Raw genomic sequence first — 21,398 nt, 5'->3', positions numbered from 1 at the left:
GCACCGTTCCACGTACGGCAGCGCGCAAAGGCTGTGCGACCCGCTGAAGGGTTGGACGCGGCTCCAGGCCCCGCCCCATTCTCCGGCGGTGAACGTGTTGGGGTCGAGGGTCGCGTTCGAGTTCGAGTTCGATCGGCGGCAAAAGCCACCGCGGGAAGATCAAATCTGTTTGCGTCGATTGGGAATGGGGAACCTTTCGCAACGTGCAAAGTTGAATCCAAAAGTGCATGTGATCTCGCAGCGATACGGAGATGCAGATGAAACTGGAGAAGATTGGCCGAGCGAGGTTGAAGCTGCGCCTGCCTCTCTATCGGCATGTTCTGTCTGACTTGAAAAGCCCTTCTTTGAGCGAGATTTTCGTCGCCTATGCCGAAGCCTCGATGCAACTTGATGCCCTGCGGTCGAGTGATCACCCCGATCAGTCTTTGATTGAGGAATACGAGCGAGCTTGCAGGGAGATCGAAAACAGCATCGAGCCGTACCTGCGCATGTTTCGGCCACCCCTGACAATGGGTGGTCGCTAAGGAGAGCGCGGAGAAGGACGACACTCCTGTGCGACCGTTCCGGCGGCCCTGCCGGACCGTTATCATGTCCCAGCTTGGCCAGAGCGAACCTGAAGCGGGACAAGAAAGTGCCTAACCGATGGAACTCGAACGCCTCATGGGCGTTACTCCACCGGAGGTGCAGTCATGTCCAAACATACCCCTGAGCAACGGCTGAATACGCAACCGCCCAAACCGGTGTTCGATGTCGTAGAACACTGCGTCCGGCACAGCATAAACAGCAAGGAACAGGGAAAACTCCTTTCCCTGTTGGGAAGGTTCGCGAGCAGACATGAACTCGAAACCAACGCCCCGCTAAAACCCCCGCGCTTCCGCTGAGCGATGCGCTGAAACGGTCAGGAAGTACACGTGAGCCAAAGAGGCTGCGTTGTACCGGCTGATGCGCGGATGTGCGTCCCGGGGCGACCGGAGTTGCGCTAATTCACTGACGATCAGGCGTTCGCCGCTTTTAGCACCGCCACGCCACCGGCGCCGCGTCGCTTCACGGCTTCGATATCACGATATCCATCTGCAGGGTGAGTGATCGGCAGATAGGGACCTTCGCCGAAGAGTTTCTCGCGCAACGTGCCCGGCCTGTAGGTCGTGGGATAGGCTCCGCGCTTTTGCAGTTCTGGCACGATATGCGCGACGACATCCTCGAAACTGTCTGGCGTCACCGCATAGGCAATGTTGAAGCCGTCAACATCCGTGTCGTCCACCCACTCCTGCAGGATATCGGAGATACGTGTCGGCGAACCGACGAAGACCGGCCCCATACCGCCGATGCCCCCGAACTGGGCAAGCTCGTCGATGGTCCAGGATTTGTCGCCACCAGCGATATGCTCGACGAACGAGTGGATCGCATTCGTCTCGATCTTTTCGACGACGTCGGTCGGGGCATACTGGCCGAAATCGATCCCGCTCCAGCCCGACATGAACGTCAGTGAACCGTCGTAGGAAACGTAGCTCTTGTAATCCTCGAACTTGCGCTGCGCCTTCTCTTCTGTCTCGTCGGTGATGATCGTGATCAACGTGTAGATATAGACCTTCTTCGGGTCGCGGCCGGCGTCGGCGATGCGTTGTCGGATATCGGCGACATAGGCCTTCAGCACGGACTTCGTCGGCGCCGCCACGAAGATGCATTCCGCATGGGCTGCGGCAAAGGTCTTTCCGGGGCCAGATGCACCAGCCTGGTAGAGGACTGGCGTGCGTTGCGGCGACGGCTCCGTCAGGCCGTAGCCCGGAACCTCGAAGAACTTGCCCTTGTGGGCGATTTCATGGACCTTTTCCGGATGGGTGAAAATGCGCTTGTTGCCGTCGCGCACCACAGCACCCTCTTCCCACGATCCTTCGAGCAGTTTGTAGAGCACCTCGACATACTCGGCGGCGACCTCGTAGCGGTTGTCGTGCTTGCGCAAGCCACCCTGCCCGACATTCTTCGCACCGCTTTCCAGATAGGACGTGACGATGTTCCAGCCCAGGCGGCCCTTGGAGTGGTGATCGGCCGTGGCCAGGCGCCGGGCGAACGTATAGGGGTGCTCGAACGAGGTGGACGCGGTGAGGCCGATGCCGAGATGCTCGGTGGCAAGGGCGATGGGCGCGACAAGCTGCAGCGGATCATTGACCGGGATCTGCGCCGCCTGGTGAATGGCATGGTAGTTCGAGCCCTTGTAGACGTCGTAGTAGCCGATGACGTCAGCGATGAAGATGCCGTCGAAAACGCCGCGCTCCAGTGTACGGGCAAGATCCTGCCAGTAATCAAGATCCTTGTATTTCGAGGACTTGTCGCGCGGATGCGCCCAGAGGCCGGGCGACTGATGGCCGACACAGTTCATATCGAAGGCGTTGAAACGGATGTGGCGTGCCATGGCAATCTCCAGCTCATTGACGGGATGCCAGCTGGCATCATTTCTACAACGGTAACGCGCTTAACAGCCTGATCCTTTTACGCTTTCTCGTTGGCGCATACGGGTTCCGGCTCTTTGGCGTGGTCGAACACTGCCAGCACACTGCCACCGAGAGACCGGTGATCGATGCCGACGTTCAAGGCAAAATCGCGCAGCAAGACCCTAAGTCCTTGCAGCCGCCTTGCGGTTGGCAAAGCCAATCGCAAGAACCGAGAAAATGAGAAGCCCCGTGCCGACCTGCTGCCAGTAGAAGTTCAGGCCGGAGAGAAGCAAACCATTGGCGACGATGCTGAGCAAAAGCACGCCGAGCACCGTGCCGGGAATGTTCGGCCGGCCATGCGGGCTCAGCGTCGTGCCGATGAAGGTGGCGCCAATGGCGTTGAGCAGGAAGGCGTTGCCCGACGATGGAATATAGACGGTCACCGTCGAGGTGAGGATCAAGCCGACAATGGCCGCGATGCCCGACACGAGGATGTAGGTCGCGGCCGTGTAGCGCCGCAGCGCAATGCCCGAATAGCGCACAACGCTGGCCTGAATGCCGCTTGCAAGCACCACGCGACCGAACCTTGTGCGCGAAAGGACAAGCCAGGCGCCCGCGACCACCAGGGCAGCAACGACGAGCGGAACCGGAATGCCCACGATGGTTCCGTGGCCGAGAAATCGGAAGGCGTCCGGTACGCCCGTTGGCGGCAGATAGACCGGATTGCCGCCATTGGTCAGCAACTGTTGCACACTGCGACCGACGAAGAGCGTGCCAAGCGTGGCAAGAAACGGTGAAATGCCGATACCCGCAATCAGCACCGCATTGAAAAGGCCGACGACAACACCGCCGACAAGTCCGCCAAGTGCGGCAATCGGGATAGGCTGCCCAGCGAGGACGAGGGAGACAAAGGCAAAGCTCGCGAAATCGATGGCGGTGCCGACCGAGAGGTCAATGCCGCCGGCGGAGACGGCGAATGTCATGGCAATCGCGACAATGGCGAGAAGCGCGAAATTGTTGACCAGAACGCTGAGCAAGTTGGCCCCGGAAAGGAATGCAGGCGCAAGCCATGCGAAGAGAACGAAGACCGCTGCAAGTGCTGCAATGAGCGCGTGGCGCCCGATGCTGCGGGCGACTGTCGGGATGGAAACGGAAAGCTGTCGAGCCGACATGTTAGACATTCTCCTGGCGACGCAGCAGCGTCGTTGCGGACACCACAAGCAGGATGAGCAGGCCCTGAACACCGCTAACCAGCGTGCTCGAGATGTTGAGAAGCTGGAAACCGTTGATCAGGAAACCGACGAACAGCGTCGAGAGCAGCGTTCCCGTGATCGTCGGCACCAGCCGGCGCGAAAACACCGAGCCGAGCAACGCCGTGACGACGACCGGGAGCAGCATATCGCCCGCCCCCGTCGTGCTGCCGCTCAGAAAGGACACGGAGAGGATCCCGGCAAACCCGCCACACAGCCCACTTGCGAGGAAGGACCCGGCGACGAAAGACTTGACGGGCAGCCCGGCGGCACGCGCAGCCTCGGGAAACTCGCCGACCGCATAGAGCCTCAGCCCCAATGGCGTAAACTGCACGACGGCGGCAACGAGCAGTGTGAAGCCAAGCAGAACATAGGCGAGCACGGGGATGCCGAACGGCCCGCTTGCCGACAGGGCGAGAAGAAGTTCCGTCGAAGCCGGTACCACCGTATTGTTCGTCAGTACCAACTCAAGGCCGGCGACAACGTTCATCACCGCCAGTGTCGCCAGTAGCGGCACGATGCCGGCGAGTGTGATCGCAGCCGCGTTGACGGCACCAATGGCGAGCCCCGTCCCCAGCGCGGCGATGACTGCCACGGGGTCTCCGTACCCCGCCTGCACGAGCGTCGCATAGACGGCCGCACTCAGCCCCATGTTTGCGGCAAGCGAAAGATCGATGCCACCCGTCACGACGTTGGAACCGCCGCCGATCACGACGATCGTCAGGCCGATCGCAAGAACGCCGGCGATGGCGGATTGTCCAAGCACGTTACCGACATTGCCGATCGTCAGGAAGAACGGCGCTGTCACGGAGAAGAACACGAGGACGCCGATAAAGACGGCCAGCGAGCCGCCGCGCAGCGCAAGTGCCGCCACCCGCTGCCCGTATGCGGGTCCGCTAGCTTGCGGATCCTGCGGATTGCTTGGAGCCGGTTCGGCCAAGGAGCCGGGAATATAGTATGGGGCGTCAACCAACATTGCTCAGCGTCTCGTAGGCACCGGTCACTTCCGAAAGGATCTGATCGGGGCTCGTTTGGGAGGAGATGAATTCCCGCGTGACCTGGCCGCGGAAGAATACGAGGATGCGGTCGGTAACCCCGAGCAATTCCTCAATATCGGACGAAAGCACGATCACGCCCGCGCCGCGTTGGGCAAGCTCGCCGATCAGCGTGTAGATCTCGACCTTAGCTGCGATATCGACGCCGACTGTCGGCTCGTCGAGCAGGTAGATCTCGGACTGGCGGCTGAGCCATTTGGCGATCGCCACCTTCTGCTGGTTGCCACCGGACAGCGTCTTGACCAGCGCGTCGATGCCATCAGTCTTGACCTGCAGCCGTTTGACGAGCTCTTCGGTCGCACGCCTTTCGGCGCCAAGATCGAGCACGCCCTTGGAAAAACGGTCGAGGCTGGCAAGCGTCGTGTTTTCCGTGACGGAAAGATCGAGCGCCACGCCGTCCCGCCGGCGGTCTTCCGGCACAAGTGCGAGACTTTTGGCGGTAGCCTTCGCCGGACTTGCGGTGAAGATCGTCTCGCCCTTGACCGCCACCGAACCGGCGGTGGCTGTTTCCAGACCGAAGAGCGTGCGGAGGGTTTCCTTTGCACCCGAACCCAAGAGCCCCGTCAGCCCCAGTACTTCCCCCTTGTGCAGGGTGAAGGATACGTTGGCGTAGCGGTTGGACAGGCTGAGGTCATCCACCGCAAGCAGCGCCTCGCCGGCAACGACCTGCGGCTTCGGATACAGATCGCCAATCTCGCGATTGACCATCAGCGCGCCGATTTCGGCAGCCGAGGTCTCCTTGAGCGGTAGCGTGGCGACATCGCGGCCGTTGCGCAGAACCGTCACCGTGTCGCAAAGTGCTGCGATTTCGCCGAGGTAATGCGAGATGTAGATAATCGTGACGCCATCGTCCCGAAGGCGCCGGATGAGCTGGAACAGCAGATCCGCCTCACGCCGGACGAGCGCTGCCGTCGGCTCGTCAAAGACGAGGACGTTCGGATTATTGAGCAGCGCCCGCGTGATCTGGACGATCTGCTTTTCGGCAGCCGAAAGATCCGCAATCAGCGCCGAATGCGGCAGCCTAAGGCCGAAGTAGCGATCAAGGATTTCCGCAGACCGGCGACGCATCAGTGCACGGTCAAGGAAGGGTGTGCCTGCAATGCGCGGCTCGCGGCCGAGGAACAGCGCTTCACCGACGGTAAAGGTTGGAACCAGCAACCGATCCTGATGGATGAAGTGGATGCCGAGGTCCTCGACCAGATGCGGCGTCAGCCGGTCGTAGACCTTGCCATTGATCTCGATCCTGCCCTCGTCTGCTTCATGAAGACCGGCGAGCAGCTTGATCAACGTCGACTTTCCAGCGCCGTTCTGGCCGACGAGGCCGTGCACCGTACCGCGCCTGACGACGAGCGATGCTCCGGAGAGCGCCTGCGCGCCTCCGAACCGCTTCACGATGGCATCAAGGCGAATGATATCGCCGCCGTCGCCCCTCACTGCCTCGACCATTGCTGTTCGCTCCTTGCCTCGTCAAAACGGATGGATCGCAGCCATCCGTCGCTGTCCGTTGTCGACGTGGTGTCAGCCGATGCCGAGCTTCCTGGAGATTTCGCCGACATTCTGCTTGTTGGCGAGCAGAGCGGGCACATAGGTTTCCCGCGCCAGCGCCTCGCCGGCGAGGTATCTCGCAACGTTCTGGATCGCGACGCGACCAAGCTCCGCCGGCTGTTGGGCGACGTCGGCAGCAGCCGGCGAATTCGCGTCGGCAACGAGCTGGAGCACTTCCGGGCTACCGTCGACGCCATAGGTCTTGATCTCGGTGCGGCCAGCTGCGGTCAGGGCCTGCGTCGCCCCGAGCTGCGGGATGTCCCAGGCAGACCAGATCGCCTTGATCGAGCCCTTCTCCGGGTACTTGTTTAGGATTGCGGTAATCTGGGTGAAGGCGTCCTGCACCGTGTTCGGGATCACGTCACGCAGCTCCGGCTGCACGATCTGCACCTTCGGGAAGTACTTGATGACGTTGACGAGCTGGTCGTAGCGGATCGCGCATGGCGTAACGCCGTAAAATCCGTTGAAGACGACGATATTGCCCTCTCCCCCGATATCGGAAACGAGCTGGAGAGCGAGGTCCTTGCCGATACCCCAGTTGTCCGATGTGGAGTTGTTGATCGAATTCACCGAACCGACATCGATCGTGAAGACCGGAATATCCGCATCGCGCGCCTTCTTCAGCCACGGATCGATCACGCTCAGCGTGCCGAGAAGCTGGACGATCGCATCCGGCTTCTGCGCAATGAGGGTTTGAAGCTGGGAGACGAGCTTGCCGTCGTTGCGCCCGGCATCGACAGCGATCGGTTCGCCGCCGAGGCGCTTCACCTCTTCGACCTGGGCATTGTAGGCCTGCAGATCGAAGAAATGGTCCGTGCCGGCGGTGCTGATGCCGATGCGCTTGCCCTTGAGCGAGAGCTTGCCTTGAGCGAAGGCGGCACGACTTGTCAGAAGCCCCGACCCCGCGACGATGCCGGCTGCGGCCGTAAGCTTCAGAATGTTGCGGCGGTTGACGCCGGTGCGGGTCTCTTCCGTCATGCTGGTTCTCATCCTCTGGATTAAAGATATAATCCATAAATTAAGTGAACTATTGTTGCGAAACAGAGAGAATTTTCCAATTCCCGACCGGAGACGGAAATATTAGCGCTGTCGCCGGCGCCTCTCGCGCCGCCGGCCCGACCTTCAACCGCGACGATCGAGGCGGGAGACGAGCCGATCGCCGAGCCACTGGATGCCGCAGACGAGCACGATAAGAACGGCGACGACGGCAACCATGACGGCGGTTTCGAAGCGCTGGTAGCCGTAGCGGATGGCAAGGTCGCCGAGCCCGCCGGCGCCGATCGCACCGGCCATGGCGGAGGCGCCGATGAGAGTGACCAACGTGACGGTGAAACCGGCGACGATGCCCGGCATTGCTTCCGGGATCAGCACTTCGCGAATGATTGTCCAGCGATTGCCGCCCATGGCACGCACGGCCTCGATCAACCCGCGCTCGACCTCGCGCAGCGATACTTCGGCGATGCGGGCGTAATAGGGCGTCGCGGCGATCGCCAGGGGCACGATGGCCGCCCAGGTGCCGATCGACGTGCCGACGATCAGGCGCGTCACGGGAATAAGCGCGACCAGCAGGATGATGAAAGGCACGGAGCGAAAGCCGTTGATCACCGCACCGAGCGCGCGGTTGACTGCGAGATTTTCCGCAATCCCTCCGCGCGCGGTCGCCACCAGTGCAAGCCCGAGCGGCAGACCGAAGACGAGCGAGATGAAGCCGGAGGCGGCCGTCATCACGATGGTTTCCCAGAGCGAGCGGAAGAGCAGTTCAAGCATGATCGGCGACATGGCCGAGGACCTCCACCTGTGCGCCAAGGCGCTCGACAAAAGAAACAAGGCCGGCCGTCGAGGCTGCCGGCAGGGCGATGAAAAAGCGCCCTACGGGCTGTTTCTGGATATGGTCGACGCCGCCATGGATCAGGCGGTAGCCAACCGGGAATGCCTTCGAAAGATCCTGGAACAGCGGGCCGGTGGCGGCTGGACCGGCGATGTCGATGCTGAGCACCACGTCACCCGACCCCTCCGAGGAAAGCGTCCGGGCGATATGGTCGGGGAGTTGGGGGCGTATGCCGCTCAGCAGGCTCCTGGTCGTTTCCGTCTGCGGCGTTGCAAACACCTGCCAGACCGGCCCTTCCTCGACGATGCGACCCGCATCGATGACGGTCACGCGGTCTGCGATGTTGCGCACCACCTCCATCTCATGGGTGATGAGGAGGATCGTCAGGCCGAGCTTGATGTTGATGTCCTTGAGAAGCGCCAGGATCGAACGTGTCGTCTCGGGGTCGAGCGCCGACGTTGCCTCATCGGACAACAGCAGAGCGGGGCTTGCGGCCAGCGCCCGGGCGATGCCAACGCGCTGCTTCTGGCCGCCGGAAAGGGCCGACGGATAGGCCTTCGCCTTGTCGGACAGACCGACCAGCTCCAGAAGTTCCGCCGCCCGCGCCAGCCGCTTTGCCTTCGGCCACCCCTCGATTTTCAGCGGCAGCGCCACGTTTTCCTCGACCGTCTTGGCCGACAGCAGGTTGAAGTGCTGGAAAATCATGCCGATGCGGCGCCGGAGCGGCTGCAACTCGGCCTCGCCAAGGCCGGTAATCTCTCGACCCTCGATCTTGATACTGCCGCGATCTGGTCGCTCGAGACCGTTGAGGCAGCGGATGAGCGTGGATTTGCCCGCACCGCTTCGCCCGATGATGCCAAGGATTTCGCCGCGTCTGACGCCGAGCGAGACCCCGTCGAGGGCAGCCGTCTCGCCAAAGCGACGGCGAACGTCGGCAAGCCGGATGACGTCGCCGCTATCGGCGGCCGTTTCGGCCGGCGTCCAGGACACATGTCTGTTCATTCTGGTTCCCTTCCGGAAACGGCGAGACAGCCCGCGATGGACCAGGGCCATGGCGGGCTGTCTCGGCTGATCTTCACATGCCTCAGTAGGCGCTGATGCCCGTGCCCTTGTAGACACGCTCGAACTCGGCCTTCACGACGTCGTTCTGATAGGATTCGACCAGTGGCTTCACCCAGGGCTGGTCCTTCGATTCCTCGCGCACGGCGATGAAATTGCGGTAAGGATTGTCAGCGACCGGCTCCTGCGCGATGCGGTTGTCCGGCGTCAGGCCGCTTTTCAGCGCCCAGTCGGTGTTGACAACGGCGGCATCGAGGTCATCGACCGAGCGGCCGACGATACCGGCGTCAAGTTCCTTGATCGCGACATTCTTCGGGTTCTCGACGATATCGGCGATCGTCGCGAGGATGCCTGTGCCCTCCTTGAGCTTGATCACGCCCTCGTTCTGCAGGACGCGAAGGGCGCGGCCCTCGTTGGACGGATCGTTCGGCACGCCGATGACGGCGCCTTCCGGCAGATCGGCGATCTTGGTGTGCTTCTTCGAATAGAGGCCGATCGGCCAGACGCCGGTGTAGCCCACCGGGACGATCTTGTAGCCGTGCGCCTTGATCTGGTTTTCGAGGTATGGAAGGTGCTGAAAGGCGTTGGCATCGACCTCGCCACGGGCGAGCGCCTCGTTCGGCTGGGTGTAATCGTTGAAGACGACGGTTTCGATGGTCAGGCCCTTCTTGGCGGCTTCCGCCGTCACGGCGCGCCAGACGTCCTCGTCTTCGCCCGAGATGATACCGACCTTGAGTTCCTTCTTGTCTTCAGCGACCGCCGGTGCAGGCGCGGCCAGGCTGACGGCAGTGACCGCCGCCACTGCGAAAGCGGCAAATGCGGCGCGCCGTGAGAGGAGAATGGTTTCCAGGAGGTTTGTGCGGATCTTCGACATGGTGATCTTGCTTTCGCGATTGGGAGGATCAACTTCGAAACACGATTGTTTCTGCCTCAAAAATCGCAAATGCCGCTTTTGTGAACAACGAATGGCGATTTATGGAAGCTCGGGAACGGGAACTTTCCCTATCGCAATCACACACGTCGGAAGAATATATTTTCTACTGAATTTATCGACTAATGAGATTTTTGGCGAGGTCGAACCGAGTTGCGTGCTTCTGCAGTTGGATTTTCGGAATGACCGACACAGTCCCGCGATCGATGAGAAAGGCGCTGAGGGCGTTGCGTCATAGGCCGCGCGTCGGCAGCGAATGAGCGCGCGGACGGCAATCATGCCAGCAGGCTTGCGGAAACGGAACCACAGGGCGCGGACACCGGGCTTACTTCAAGCGCGATGGGAAGGTCGCGACCTTCGGCAACCGCATGGATTTTTTCGATCTGCCGCTGCCAAACGTCACTAATGCATATTATCCATATACTATAGTCTTTTAGTGGATTGTAGATTCACCCTTTGAGCGCCTCACCCCGCAGTCGCTATCCCAATGATCAACTGTTCATCTTTTGCTGCCGTGGAATATTGGCATTCGACGTCGCCGCAGCGCTCAGGCCGCCCTCGAGAGGCGAAAGACGCTCCAGGAACATTTCCGGCAAATTCGAGACGAACAGGAGACGACGATGAACGAGGTCCGAGTTCCCAGGCCCGGCCATCAGGCCGAAGCATCGGAAGGCAAGGTGCGCCGTTCCCAGGCAAAGCTCCACTACGATCGGGACCGGCCCCTTCAGGACTACGTCCGCCAGCATGCACGCGCCGCGCCCGCGGCAACGGCCATCGTCTTCGATGATCGGTCGGTGAGCTATGGGGAGCTTGACCGGCTGTCCGATGCTCTTGCTGCCTACCTCGCGGCAGAAGGCGTCGGTAAGGGCGATATCGTCTGCCTCTTCGTGCCCCGCTCGCTCGACAGCGTAATAGCGATGCTTGCCATATTGAAAACGGGTGGCGCTTATCTGCCGCTCGATACGACGTTTCCCGTCGAACACCTGAACTATGTCATCGGCGAATGCGCGCCGACGATGATATTCGTCGACAGGTGCACGTCGGGAACAATGCAGCTGGTGGCGGGCACGCACGGCAGGACCGCCGATCTCAAGGCCGCGATCGAAGGTCTTGCAGTTTCGGAGACCGGACAAGCGCCCACCGTCGACGTCGGCGGAGACGATCTCGCCTATGTCATGTACACCTCAGGCTCGACGGGCCGACCCAAGGGCGTCGCGATACCGCATCGCGGCATTGCCCGTCTGGCGCTCGACCAGAGCTATGTGGAAATCAGCAGCGCTGACGTCGTGCTGCACGCAGCAACCATCGCTTTCGATGCCTCTACCTTCGAAATCTGGACCGCACTGACCAATGGCGCTTCGATCGCGGGCTTGCCGGACGGCACGTTTTCGATTGGTCGTCTGCGCGACCTTATCCGCGACAGTGCCGTCACGGTGTCGCTGATCACGACGGGTCTGTTCAATCTGCTGGCCGATTTCGCATCCGGCCCGCTGCCGTCGCTGCGGCATATGCTGTTTGGTGGAGAGGTCGCTTCGGCTGAACATGTCAAACGGTTCCAAACCGCCCACCCCCATTGCCGATTGACCAACTGCTATGGCCCGACGGAAATTACGGTTCTTGCAAGTACCTTCGACATACCAGCCGGATTCGACGGCAAGGACGTGGCGATCGGCGGTGCCGTGAACCACACCGGCATCCTGATCGTCGACGACGATCACAAGCCTGTGGTCAAGGGCGTCGAGGGAGAGCTGTTGCTGATCGGCGATGGCGTCGCAATCGGCTATTTCAAGCGCCCGGAACTGACGGCGGAACGCTTCGTCACTGTCGAGACGGAGGGCGGCACTGCGCGCGGTTATCTCACCGGCGACCTGGCCGTCCTCGACGAGCACGGTGTCGTGATTTTCAAGGGGCGCAGGGACAGGCAGATCAAACTCAACGGCAAGAGGATAGAGCTCGACGAGATCGAGGCTGCACTGCGGCGCGATCCGCGCCTCGCCGATGGCGTGGTGATCTGCCAGGATCTCAGCCCTCAGAACAAGCGTATTGTCGGCTATCTGTGCCCATGCGAAGGCATCACCATTGCCCGTTCCGAGCTCAAACGCGGCGTCATGGAAAGGCTGCGCAGCACCTTGCCGGCCTACATGATCCCAAGCGTGGTGATGGTTCTTGATCAGCTTCCGCTGCATCAGTCCGGCAAGGTCGATCGGAGCAGGCTGCCCTTGCCCGCGGATACGGCTGCGGTCGATCACATACCGGTCGCGAACCGGACCGAAGGGCTGCTTGCCGAATTGTGGCGTAACATCTTGGGCATCCAGGCGGTGGAACCGGATCGCAATTTCTTTGATCTCGGCGGGACATCGCTTCAGCTCATGCGGGTGCAGGCGGCGTTGGAGATGAGCCTCGGCCGCACGATCGACGTGATCGCGCTGTTCCAGTATCCGACGATCCGGGACCTCGCGCGCTACATCGACGGCAAAGCAATGATAGGCGCCCGGGCGATAGCGGCAGCCGAGCGGGCAGCCTTGCGGCGCAGGACATTGTGGCACCTTCGCAGGGCCGAACCATGAGGGAAGCCAAGTCGCCTGCCACCGGTCCTCTCAGTCCCTTGCCACCACGGACATTCTTCGTCGGATACACTGAGCGACCGGGTTTTCCCGTCCCAACTGACCGCATACTCAATCCCGGCGCCGACGCCGATTGATATCAAACACCGATACAGACTTGCCGGCGGCCGCACGATCCTGTCCCGACGTGGCGTCGCATCAAATCCATTTCTGTTCATGGAAAGCAAAATTTAACCATACTTGTTCATTCTTTGTCGATCGGTCGTCAAGAAGGGACAATCCGGGAAATCGCGCAGCGTGTTCGCTCGGGGGCCTAAAGGCCTTTTGCGGGATCTACTGGCTTGAATTGCGTTGTGAGTAAGGTCGTTCGTCCAAAGCCTTTGCACCGTTTGCTACGTCCACTGCTGTTCACCTGCTGCGGCCTCGCCTTGGCCGGCGTGGCCGTGGGGTCGGTGGCTGGCATGGTCGCGATGGGCAGCGTTTTTGCCTTCGGTTCGGGCCAGATCCTGCCGAAGCCGCAGCTCTATGTGGTCCATCGAAAAGAAGAGCGCTCTTGGGTCAAGCAGGCACGGGTCGAACAGACGCCGAGGCTGATCGCTGCCGTCGCCAAGCCGGCCCCCCTGGCAAGCATCGCCGGCGCCGAAGGGAAACTCCCCCGCAGTGCCGATATCTTTGGAGATGCGGCGACCAGTGGCAAGGCTGCGCGCCTTGCCACCGACGTGGAACAGGCCGCATTGACATCCGAGCAGATCGTCCGCCACTTCAAGGCTTCTCATTCCATCACGCCGCGCAGCGCGGTTGCCAGCATTGACTTGCCCGCATCGGAACGGTTTGGGCCGCCGTTCAATGGCGTAACCGACACCCCCCTCGTCTCGCTGGCCTATGCGCCCCCCTCACAGAGCGCATCGGAAAACACTGTGTTCTCGGCGTTGCTGACGGTCCCATTGGAGGACGACATCGCCGCCTCGCAGGACCCGAACGCCGAAGATGAAGCCGTTGCTCTGCCAGACTATGAGGATACGCCGTCCTCGGGACCGATGCCGCAATTCCGTCCCGGCGGCGACCGAGCCCAAAAGCCTGTCTCTGAAACGGAAAAACCGGAAACCCGGCGGGCCATAGCCGACGCAGAACCGAAGGCCAATGAGCGCGAAACGCCCAAGCAGCAAGAGCTTGCCTTTGTGCGACCGAACAATCCGGCAGACAATAAGTCGGGTGGCGGCCTCAGGGCGCTGCGGGACCTGTTCGGTGGTGGGACCCGGGCCGGAAATGGCGTCGCCGTCTACGACATCAGCGCCGCCAAGGTCTACATGCCGGACGGCAGCGTCCTCGAGGCCCATTCCGGCATCGGCAAGATGGCCGACAACCCGCGTTATGTGACTGTCAAGATGACCGGACCGACCCCACCGCACACCTACAATCTCAAGATGCGCGAGACGCGCTTCCACGGCGTCGAAGCAATCCGCATGTTGCCGATCGACGGCAGAAACAAGCACGGCCGCGACGGCTTCCTGACCCACAGTTACCTGCTGCGCGGCAACCGGGCGGAATCGCATGGCTGCGTCGCCTTCAAGGACTATCCGCGTTTCCTCACCGCCTTCAAACAGGGCAAGGTCAGGCAGATCGTCGTGGTGCCGAGCGGCGGACGTGCAGCCGGAATGCAGATGGCATCAAACGGAAAGAACACCTGACAGGCAGTGTCCGCCAGTCGATTGGGTGAAGGAAGGCACGACGATCGGCCCTTCCGCGGGCGAAGCGTGGGCATTAAGATCTCGACTTCCAGAGGAGCGAGAATTAGAGGCGCGGGAGCCAGTCATGTGCCGAAACATAAAACCCCTGTTCAATTTCGATCCGCCTGCGACTGACGAGGAGATCCACGACGCCGCGGTGCAGTTCGTGCGCAAGCTGAGCGGAACGACCAAACCGTCCAAACGCAATCAAGCGGCCTTCGAGCAAGCGGTCATTTCGATCGCAGCCTGCGCCCGGAAATTGCTCGTCACGCTTGAGACGTCCCACCCCCCGCGCAACCGCGAAGAAGAAGCAAGCAAGGCACGCACCCGAATGGCAGCCCGGTTCGCCTGACAGGCGGCCATTGCTCAATGGTGGTGCACCAGTCTGCCTGAGGCAAATCTTTCTCCACGAGGTCCTCGTGCAGACGGGCGAAGCCGTAGCCGCTCACGCCGGCCCGAGCATGATAAAGGTTTCGCTTTTCGAGACGCCATCGATTGCCCGAACCGTTGAGATGAGCTCGTTCAGCTCCGACATCGTCGAAACCTCGATCTCCGCGATTATGTCCCAGACCCCGTTGGTGTTGGACACGGCAGCCACCCCTGGAAGGCGCTTTACGGCCGATACTGCGGGGCGTGGCGAGCCGTCTATCATGATCAGGATGAAGGCCCTGATCAGATCCTTGCTGATGTCATCCTTCAGGCGGACCGTGAAGCCCTTGATCACGCCTTCGGTGACAAGGCGATCAAGCCTCTTCTGTGCCGTTGCGCGCGCGACGCCGAGAAGTTGCGCCAGTTGCGGCACCGAAGCTCTGCCGTTGATGCGCAGCTCTGCAATGAGCCGTCTATCAAGATCGTCCACCGATTACTTCCTATTTCATCATTCCTGCTACTATTTCGGCAGAAATAGGAAAATTCAAGCACTTTGTCTTCTTTTTTGTTTCCCCCAACCGCAATACGAATCCCTCATCGAAACAGAACAGCCGGAATAAAGCGGGACCAGACAAGATAGCCCGGCCTGTCGATCGATCCATGCCTTTGGAATTGGCGTCGTAAACCACGCGATGATCCGTGATGTCGGGTCGAATTGGGAGATGATACAGATGAAATTGCACCGCGTTCTTTCTGCCGTGATGGTCGCTGCCGCGATCTGCATGCCGCTCACCTCTGCACAGGCTGATGATCTCCAGAAGATCGAGGAGACCGGCAAGTTGTCGGTTGCTCTCTCAGGCGTGTTCCCACCCTTCAGCTTCGTGGACGAAAGCAACAAGGTCGTCGGCTTCGACGCCGATATAGGCTCCGAGATCGCCCGCCGGCTGAAGGTCGAGCCGAACATCGTGACAACGGCGTGGGACGGCATCATCGCCGGGCTCGTCACCGGTCGCTATGACACGATCATTGGTTCCATGAGCATCACCGAAGAGCGCAAGAAGGCCGTCGACTTCGTCGGCCCCTACTACCGTTCCGGCCTTGCCGTCTTCGTTCGCAAGGGCGCCGGCGTCGCCAGCGTTGACGAACTGAAGGGCAAGACGATCGGTGTCACACTCGGCGAAGCCGCTGAAAAATGGACGCGCGACCAGAACACATTCGAGATCCGCACCTACAAGGGTCTTCCCGAAATGCTTCTCGACCTTGGCGCAGGCCGCGTCGATGCCATCGTTGCCGACGACGTTCCCGTGTTCGTAGCGATCGCCAAGAGTGATGCGCCGATCGAACAGGTCAAGGACGACAAGCTTCCCCGCTACGACATCGGCATCGCAATCCGCAAAGACAATCCGGCGCTCGCCGCTGCCATGCAGAAGGCACTGGACGACATGATGGCCGACGGCACCTACGAAGCCATTTCGAAAAAGTGGATCGGCCAGGACATCCGCTGACGGGCTCGGCCGGGACACGAGATGTGTCCCGGCCCGCGATCCTTCATAGGGAATGACCGTGTTCGGCCTCTGGATGTCAGGCCGCCGGATCCGTCGAGATTGGCAGCTCCAGGGCAGGTCACCTCAGGGTGCCGTTTCGCGCGGCCCGAACAAGGCGACGCATCGCCCGCGAGCCTAGAGCGTCCTTAGAGGCTGGAATGGATATTCAACTGATCGGGCGATTGTTGCCCCATATAATGGAAGCGTCGCTGTTGACGATCGGCCTTACGGCCTGCTCGCTGGCGATCGGACTTGTCGTCGCCACGGCAGTGGCGGCAGGACGCTTCTCCAGAATGAGGCCGATACGCTGGCTTGCGACGGCCTATGTCAGCGTCATGCGTGGCACCCCCCTGTTGGTACAGCTCTTTATCGTCTTTTTCGGCGGTCCGCAGTTCAGACTGGATCTGACGCCGTTCATGGCCGGTGTGCTGACCATGGGACTCAACATCGGCGCCTACATGTCGGAGGGCATCAAGGGTGCCATCATCTCCGTCGACAAGGGACAGGGCGAAGCGTCGCGTTCGATCGGGTTCGGCCGCTTCGATACCATGCGGCTCTTCATTCTGCCGCAGGCAGCGCCGCTGATCATTCGGTCGCTGGGCGTCAACACGGTTATTCTGTCGAAGAGCACCGCGCTTGTGTCGACCATCGGCGTCGTCGAGCTGACCTACTCGGCACAGCGTTTCGTCACGTCCACCTACAAGCCGTTCGAGGTTTTTGCCGTTGCAGGCGCTGCCTACATTGCCATCGTCGCCGTGATTTCACTGATCGTGCGCGGCGCTGAAAAGCTTTTCGATGCCGACAGGAGGGTCGCAGCATGACACTCGATTTCGGCGTCGTTCCGTCCTACTCGCAGCTCCTGTTCACCGGTCTGCTCTGGACGATTTTCATCACCGTACTGGCTGGTTCCGTCAGCATCCTGCTCGGCATTGCCATCGCCACCACAACACTCTACGGGCCAAAGTTCGCAAGCCTGCCGGTGCGCGGCATCAGCTTCCTTTTCCTGGGCACGCCACTGCTGCTACAACTCTACCTGCTCTACTACGGCCTATCACAGGTGGGCGTCATGCTTCCTGCCTTCTGGACCGGGGTGGTTGGACTTGGCCTGCACTACGCCGCCTACAACGCGGATATCTTCCGCGCATCGCTGCAGGCGGTCGATCCCGGGCAGGCCGAAGCCGCCCGATCATTGGGATTCAGCCGCGGCGCCACCCAGCGCCTCTTCATCATGCCGCAGGCCATCGTGACGGCGCTGCCCCAAGTCGGCAACAACAGCATCATTCTCCTGAAGGACACGGCCGTCCTCTCGGTCCTTGGCATCGCCGAACTGGTCCTGAACGCGCAGCGTGCGATCAGCGAGACCTACCGCCCCTTTGAATTCTACTTCACCGCAGCGCTTCTCTATTACGTCGTCAATCTGGCGATGGAATTCCTGTTGGGCATTGCCGCCCGGAAAGCGGAGGAAATCCGATGACGACACAAACTCCCATGGTCGAACTGCGGCAAATCCGCAAATCCTACGGCAGTCACGAAGTGCTCAGAGGGATCGACCTCAGTGTCGCGCGTGGCAAGATCGTTTCCATCATCGGCCCGAGCGGTTCGGGCAAAAGCACGTTGCTGAGATCCATCAACATGCTGGAGGAAACATCCAGCGGCGAGATCTGGCTTGACGGCCATCAGGTCAACCGACCGTTGAAGGGGCGCGCTTTCGAGAACCACATCAACCATATCCGCCGGGAAATGGGCATGGTGTTCCAACAGTTCAATCTGTTTCCGCACCTGACCGTCCTGCAGAACATCACGATCGGGCCTATGCGGCTCAAGGGTCTGACCAAGGCCGAAGCCCTTGACCGGGCCAACGCACTCCTTGCCAAGGTCGGGCTGTCGGAAAAAGGAAATGCTTACCCCGCACGGCTCTCGGGTGGTCAGAAACAGCGTGTCGCCATCGCCCGCGCGCTCGCAATGCAGCCGAAGGTCATGCTGTTCGACGAGGCGACCTCGGCGCTCGACCCCGAACTGGTCGAGGAAGTGAACCAGGTCATGAAGCAGCTTGCCGCCGAACACATGACCATGCTGATCGTGACGCACGAGATGCGGTTTGCCGCCGAAGTGTCCGATCACGTGATGTTCATGGATGCTGGCGTGGTGATCGAACAGGGAGAACCCACGCAGGTTCTTTCCGACCCGCTGGAAGAGCGCACGCGCGCTTTCCTTCGCAAGCACCTTTCGAATTGAACGACGGAGAAACAGGATGACGAACCCACAACAACAACATGTTTCCCGAACAGGAACCCGGATCGACAGCAATCGCGCCCGGGAACTTGCCCTGCGCATTACCTCATGGCCGAGCGAAACCGGTACTCCCGGCGAAGCCGGATTTGCCGATCAGTTGCACGAGCTTCTGAGCGAGCTTGCCTATTTTCGCACGCACCCCGAAGATCTTCGCCTGGTGGAAAGCCATGGAGAGCCCCTCACCCGCAATGTCGTGGCGCTCGTTCGTGGCACCGGCAAGCGCACGCTGGTCATGGCGGGGCACTTCGATACGGTCTCGACCGATAACTATCACGAACTCAAGCCGCTGGCGTGCGATAGCCTTCGGCTGAAGGAAGCCTTGATCGACACCCTCTCGGCACGGGATGACCGTTCCGAACAGGAGGAACGGGCGTTGCAGGATCTGCTGAGCGGTGACTTCCTGCCCGGCCGCGGTCTGCTCGACATGAAGAGCGGCATCGCGGTTGCGATCGCCTGCCTTGAAAACTTCGCGGCGGACCCCGATCGGCAGGGCAATCTGATGCTGGTCGCCACGCCCGATGAAGAGCGTGAAAGTCGCGGCATGCGCTCGCTGCGCGACGCGTTGCCGAACCTCACGTCAACATTGGACATCGAGATTGCGGCCGGCATCAACCTGGATGTGACGTCGGATCAGGGCGACGGCAGCGAAGGCCGCGCCGTCTATGCCGGCACGATCGGCAAACTTCTGCCTTTCGCGCTGGTGATCGGCTGCAGCTCTCACGCAAGCTATCCGTTCGAAGGCGTCAGCGCGCAGGCCATGGCCGCCGGAATTCTGGCGCGTCTCGAAGGCAATGCCTCGCTGGCCGATCGCGACGAGAACGATATTTCACCCCCGCCGATCTGCCTGGAGGCCAAGGATCTGCGCGATGGCTATGAGGTCACAACACCGGAGCGCTTCTGGATCGCGTTCAATTGGCTGTATCACGCCATGCCAGCGGACGACTTGTTCACCCGATTCAGACAGGAAGTGCTAACCGGCGCAACCGAAGCGGTGGATCGCTTCGCTTCGCAATCCGCGGAATATGGCAGGCTCGCCGGCAGAAGCGCAGGCGCCACGCCGGGCAGGCCGCGTCTTTTGACCTTCAAGGAATTGCGCGCCTTGGCTAAACAAGTTCGCGGCGAGGGCTTCGACGCTCTTTACGCGGCCCAGGAAACGTCGCTCGGCGCTATCGACAATCCGCTGGTCTTCACGCGGCAACTGACGGAGTGGCTGGTCGGGATCGCCCGATTGTCCGGCCCTGCCATTGTCATCGGCTTCGCCGGGCTTCACTATCCCTCCAGCCACCTGCGGCTCGACGAACCGAATGACCGCGCCCTGCATCAGGCCATCGAAAAGGCGCGTGTGGGTCTCGGCAACGATCCGGACCGCAGCCTGGTCTGGAAGCCGCATTTCCAGGGTATCTCCGACATGAGTTTCCTGGGCTTGACGGCGAGCGGCAGTCAGGTGGTTTCGGACAACACGCCGATCTCGCGGTTGATCGATCGACCGCCGGAGAATGCGCTGCGCTTCCCGGCGGTCAATCTCGGTCCCTGGGGCCGCGAGTTCCACCAGAAGTTCGAGCGCGTGCATGAACCCTATGCCTTCGAGGTCCTGCCGGATCTCGTTTCCGAAATCGCCAGAACATTCCTCGCCGACAACAGCCAAGGGAATTGATGCCGCCAATGGGTGCGCGTGGGACCCATTCCTCGTATCCTCAAGCCGAGTGTCTGAACCAAAAGGATTGAACACCGTGACTGCTCATTCAAATCTGAACATCGTACCGTTCGTCAGTGTGGACCATATGATGAGACTGGTGCTGAAGGTCGGGATCGAGACCTTTCTCACAGAACTCGCCGCAGTGATCGAGGACGATTTCCGCCGGTGGGAACAGTTCGACAAGACGCCGCGTATCGCGTCGCACTCCAAGGAGGGCGTCATCGAGCTGATGCCGACAAGTGACGGCACGCTCTACGGCTTCAAATATGTCAACGGTCACCCGAAAAACACGAAGGAAGGGCGCCAGACAGTCACCGCCTTCGGCGTGCTCTCGGATGTTGGCAATGGCTACCCCATGCTTCTCTCGGAAATGACCATCCTGACAGCACTTCGCACGGCAGCGATGTCGGCAGTCGCCGCCAAACACCTTGCTCGCGCGAACGCAAAGACCATGGCGATCATCGGCAACGGCGCTCAGAGCGAGTTCCAGGCGCTTGCCTTCAAGGCGATTGTCGGCGTCAGCGAGCTTCGGCTCTTCGATATCGACCCGAGCGCAACCGAGCGCTGCGCCCGAAATCTCGCCGGCAATGGCTTTGCGATCAAGTCGTGCAGCTCTTCCCAGGAAGCGGTCGAAGGAGCCGACATCATCACGACAGTCACGGCTGACAAGCAGTATGCCACGATCCTGTCCGACAACATGGTGGGTCCGGGCGTGCATATCAACGCCGTCGGCGGGGATTGCCCCGGCAAGACCGAGCTGCACAAGGATATCCTGCTGCGCTCAGATATCTTCGTCGAATATCCGCCGCAAACCCGCATCGAGGGCGAAATCCAGCAGCTCGACGCAGACTATCCGGTGAAGGAACTCTGGGAAGTGATCGCCGGCAAGCGTGAAGGCCGTCAGTCCGAGCGGACGATTACGCTGTTCGATAGCGTCGGTTTTGCCATCGAGGATTTTTCGGCGCTGCGCTACGTGCGCAGCAAGCTTCAGGAGACCGGGCTTTATGTCGATCTCGATCTGCTCGCCGATCCGGACGAGCCTCGTGATCTCTACGGCATGCTGCTGCGTTGTGAGGCGAAGCTGGGCGAGGCGTAGCATCGTCTTTCAC

At 60.9% G+C, this 21,398-nt stretch carries 19 protein-coding genes; 10 read left to right on the top strand and 9 right to left on the bottom strand.

Features of this window, described 5'->3' with window-relative positions; all coding sequences use genetic code 11:
• Positions 1-257 precede the first annotated feature (257 nt).
• Positions 258-524, top strand: a complete 267-nt coding sequence (locus LPJGGPFB_RS20255) for a hypothetical protein (protein WP_173421718.1) — start codon at positions 258-260, stop codon at positions 522-524.
• A 470-nt stretch (positions 525-994) separates the two neighbouring features.
• Here the strand turns inward: LPJGGPFB_RS20255 and LPJGGPFB_RS20250 are convergent, their stop codons facing one another.
• The 8 genes from LPJGGPFB_RS20250 to LPJGGPFB_RS20215 all read right to left on the bottom strand — a co-directional run bounded on the left by LPJGGPFB_RS20250 (position 995) and on the right by LPJGGPFB_RS20215 (position 10,040).
• Positions 995-2,410 (bottom strand): LLM class flavin-dependent oxidoreductase, encoded by a 1,416-nt coding sequence (locus LPJGGPFB_RS20250; RefSeq protein ID WP_173421717.1) that lies wholly within the window; start codon positions 2,408-2,410, stop codon positions 995-997.
• A 201-nt stretch (positions 2,411-2,611) separates the two neighbouring features.
• Positions 2,612-3,601 (bottom strand): ABC transporter permease, encoded by a 990-nt coding sequence (locus LPJGGPFB_RS20245; RefSeq protein WP_234902942.1) that lies wholly within the window; start codon positions 3,599-3,601, stop codon positions 2,612-2,614.
• Between the two features lies 1 nt (position 3,602).
• The gene (locus LPJGGPFB_RS20240; RefSeq protein ID WP_173421715.1) at positions 3,603-4,655 is read right to left on the bottom strand and encodes an ABC transporter permease; all 1,053 of its coding nucleotides are present in this window, start codon (positions 4,653-4,655) and stop codon (positions 3,603-3,605) included.
• Positions 4,645-6,180 (bottom strand): sugar ABC transporter ATP-binding protein, encoded by a 1,536-nt coding sequence (locus LPJGGPFB_RS20235; protein ID WP_173421714.1) that lies wholly within the window; start codon positions 6,178-6,180, stop codon positions 4,645-4,647. The genes LPJGGPFB_RS20240 and LPJGGPFB_RS20235 overlap by 11 nt, the downstream gene beginning before the upstream one ends.
• 72 nt (positions 6,181-6,252) lie before the next feature.
• Positions 6,253-7,257 (bottom strand): sugar ABC transporter substrate-binding protein, encoded by a 1,005-nt coding sequence (locus LPJGGPFB_RS20230; protein ID WP_173421713.1) that lies wholly within the window; start codon positions 7,255-7,257, stop codon positions 6,253-6,255.
• Positions 7,258-7,401: 144 nt separating this feature from the next.
• Positions 7,402-8,058 carry a methionine ABC transporter permease gene (locus tag LPJGGPFB_RS20225; RefSeq protein ID WP_173421712.1) on the bottom strand — a complete coding sequence of 219 codons (657 nt, stop codon included), beginning with the start codon at positions 8,056-8,058 and terminating at the stop codon, positions 7,402-7,404.
• On the bottom strand, positions 8,039-9,109 hold the full coding sequence (locus tag LPJGGPFB_RS20220) for a methionine ABC transporter ATP-binding protein (RefSeq protein ID WP_173421711.1): 1,071 nt from the start codon (positions 9,107-9,109) through the stop codon (positions 8,039-8,041). The genes LPJGGPFB_RS20225 and LPJGGPFB_RS20220 overlap by 20 nt, the downstream gene beginning before the upstream one ends.
• An 82-nt stretch (positions 9,110-9,191) precedes the next feature.
• Positions 9,192-10,040: a MetQ/NlpA family lipoprotein gene (locus tag LPJGGPFB_RS20215; protein ID WP_173421710.1), complete on the bottom strand. Its 849-nt coding sequence runs from the start codon at positions 10,038-10,040 to the stop codon at positions 9,192-9,194.
• A 677-nt stretch (positions 10,041-10,717) separates the two neighbouring features.
• Between LPJGGPFB_RS20215 and LPJGGPFB_RS20210 the strand changes: the two genes are divergently transcribed.
• From LPJGGPFB_RS20210 to LPJGGPFB_RS20200, 3 genes are all read left to right on the top strand, one after another.
• Entirely contained in the window at positions 10,718-12,664 is a 1,947-nt protein-coding gene (locus LPJGGPFB_RS20210) for a non-ribosomal peptide synthetase (protein WP_173421709.1), read from the top strand.
• 458 nt (positions 12,665-13,122) lie between these two features.
• Positions 13,123-14,349: a DUF2778 domain-containing protein gene (locus LPJGGPFB_RS20205; protein ID WP_173421708.1), complete on the top strand. Its 1,227-nt coding sequence runs from the start codon at positions 13,123-13,125 to the stop codon at positions 14,347-14,349.
• Positions 14,350-14,473: 124 nt separating this feature from the next.
• On the top strand, positions 14,474-14,740 hold the full coding sequence (locus tag LPJGGPFB_RS20200; protein ID WP_173421707.1) for a DUF2277 domain-containing protein: 267 nt from the start codon (positions 14,474-14,476) through the stop codon (positions 14,738-14,740).
• A 93-nt stretch (positions 14,741-14,833) separates the two neighbouring features.
• Here LPJGGPFB_RS20200 and LPJGGPFB_RS33615 read toward each other — a convergent pair whose 3' ends face one another.
• A complete protein-coding gene (locus LPJGGPFB_RS33615) occupies positions 14,834-15,247 on the bottom strand; it encodes an AsnC family transcriptional regulator (RefSeq protein ID WP_173421706.1) in 414 nt (137 codons plus the stop codon).
• A 241-nt stretch (positions 15,248-15,488) separates the two neighbouring features.
• On the opposite strand from LPJGGPFB_RS33615, the gene LPJGGPFB_RS20190 reads away from it, so the two are divergent.
• The 6 genes from LPJGGPFB_RS20190 to LPJGGPFB_RS20165 all read left to right on the top strand — a co-directional run bounded on the left by LPJGGPFB_RS20190 (position 15,489) and on the right by LPJGGPFB_RS20165 (position 21,385).
• Positions 15,489-16,262: a transporter substrate-binding domain-containing protein gene (locus tag LPJGGPFB_RS20190; RefSeq protein WP_173421705.1), complete on the top strand. Its 774-nt coding sequence runs from the start codon at positions 15,489-15,491 to the stop codon at positions 16,260-16,262.
• A 197-nt stretch (positions 16,263-16,459) separates the two neighbouring features.
• Positions 16,460-17,122, top strand: coding sequence for an amino acid ABC transporter permease (locus LPJGGPFB_RS20185; RefSeq protein ID WP_173421704.1), 663 nt, complete (start codon positions 16,460-16,462; stop codon positions 17,120-17,122).
• Positions 17,119-17,775, top strand: a complete 657-nt coding sequence (locus tag LPJGGPFB_RS20180; RefSeq protein WP_173421703.1) for an amino acid ABC transporter permease — start codon at positions 17,119-17,121, stop codon at positions 17,773-17,775. Before LPJGGPFB_RS20185 ends, LPJGGPFB_RS20180 begins: the two co-directional genes overlap by 4 nt.
• A complete protein-coding gene (locus tag LPJGGPFB_RS20175; protein ID WP_282438137.1) occupies positions 17,772-18,536 on the top strand; it encodes an amino acid ABC transporter ATP-binding protein in 765 nt (254 codons plus the stop codon). Before LPJGGPFB_RS20180 ends, LPJGGPFB_RS20175 begins: the two co-directional genes overlap by 4 nt.
• Before the next feature lie 16 nt (positions 18,537-18,552).
• Positions 18,553-20,247, top strand: coding sequence for a M20/M25/M40 family metallo-hydrolase (locus LPJGGPFB_RS20170; protein ID WP_173421702.1), 1,695 nt, complete (start codon positions 18,553-18,555; stop codon positions 20,245-20,247).
• A gap of 76 nt (positions 20,248-20,323) precedes the next feature.
• The gene (locus tag LPJGGPFB_RS20165) at positions 20,324-21,385 is read left to right on the top strand and encodes an ornithine cyclodeaminase (protein ID WP_345791053.1); all 1,062 of its coding nucleotides are present in this window, start codon (positions 20,324-20,326) and stop codon (positions 21,383-21,385) included.
• Positions 21,386-21,398 lie beyond the last annotated feature (13 nt).

The organism is Ensifer adhaerens, assembly GCF_013283195.1.
Lineage (GTDB): Bacteria > Pseudomonadota > Alphaproteobacteria > Rhizobiales > Rhizobiaceae > Ensifer > Ensifer adhaerens_G.
The sequence above is the reverse complement of the archived record's forward strand: the minus strand, read 5'-3'. Positions and strand labels throughout refer to the sequence as shown.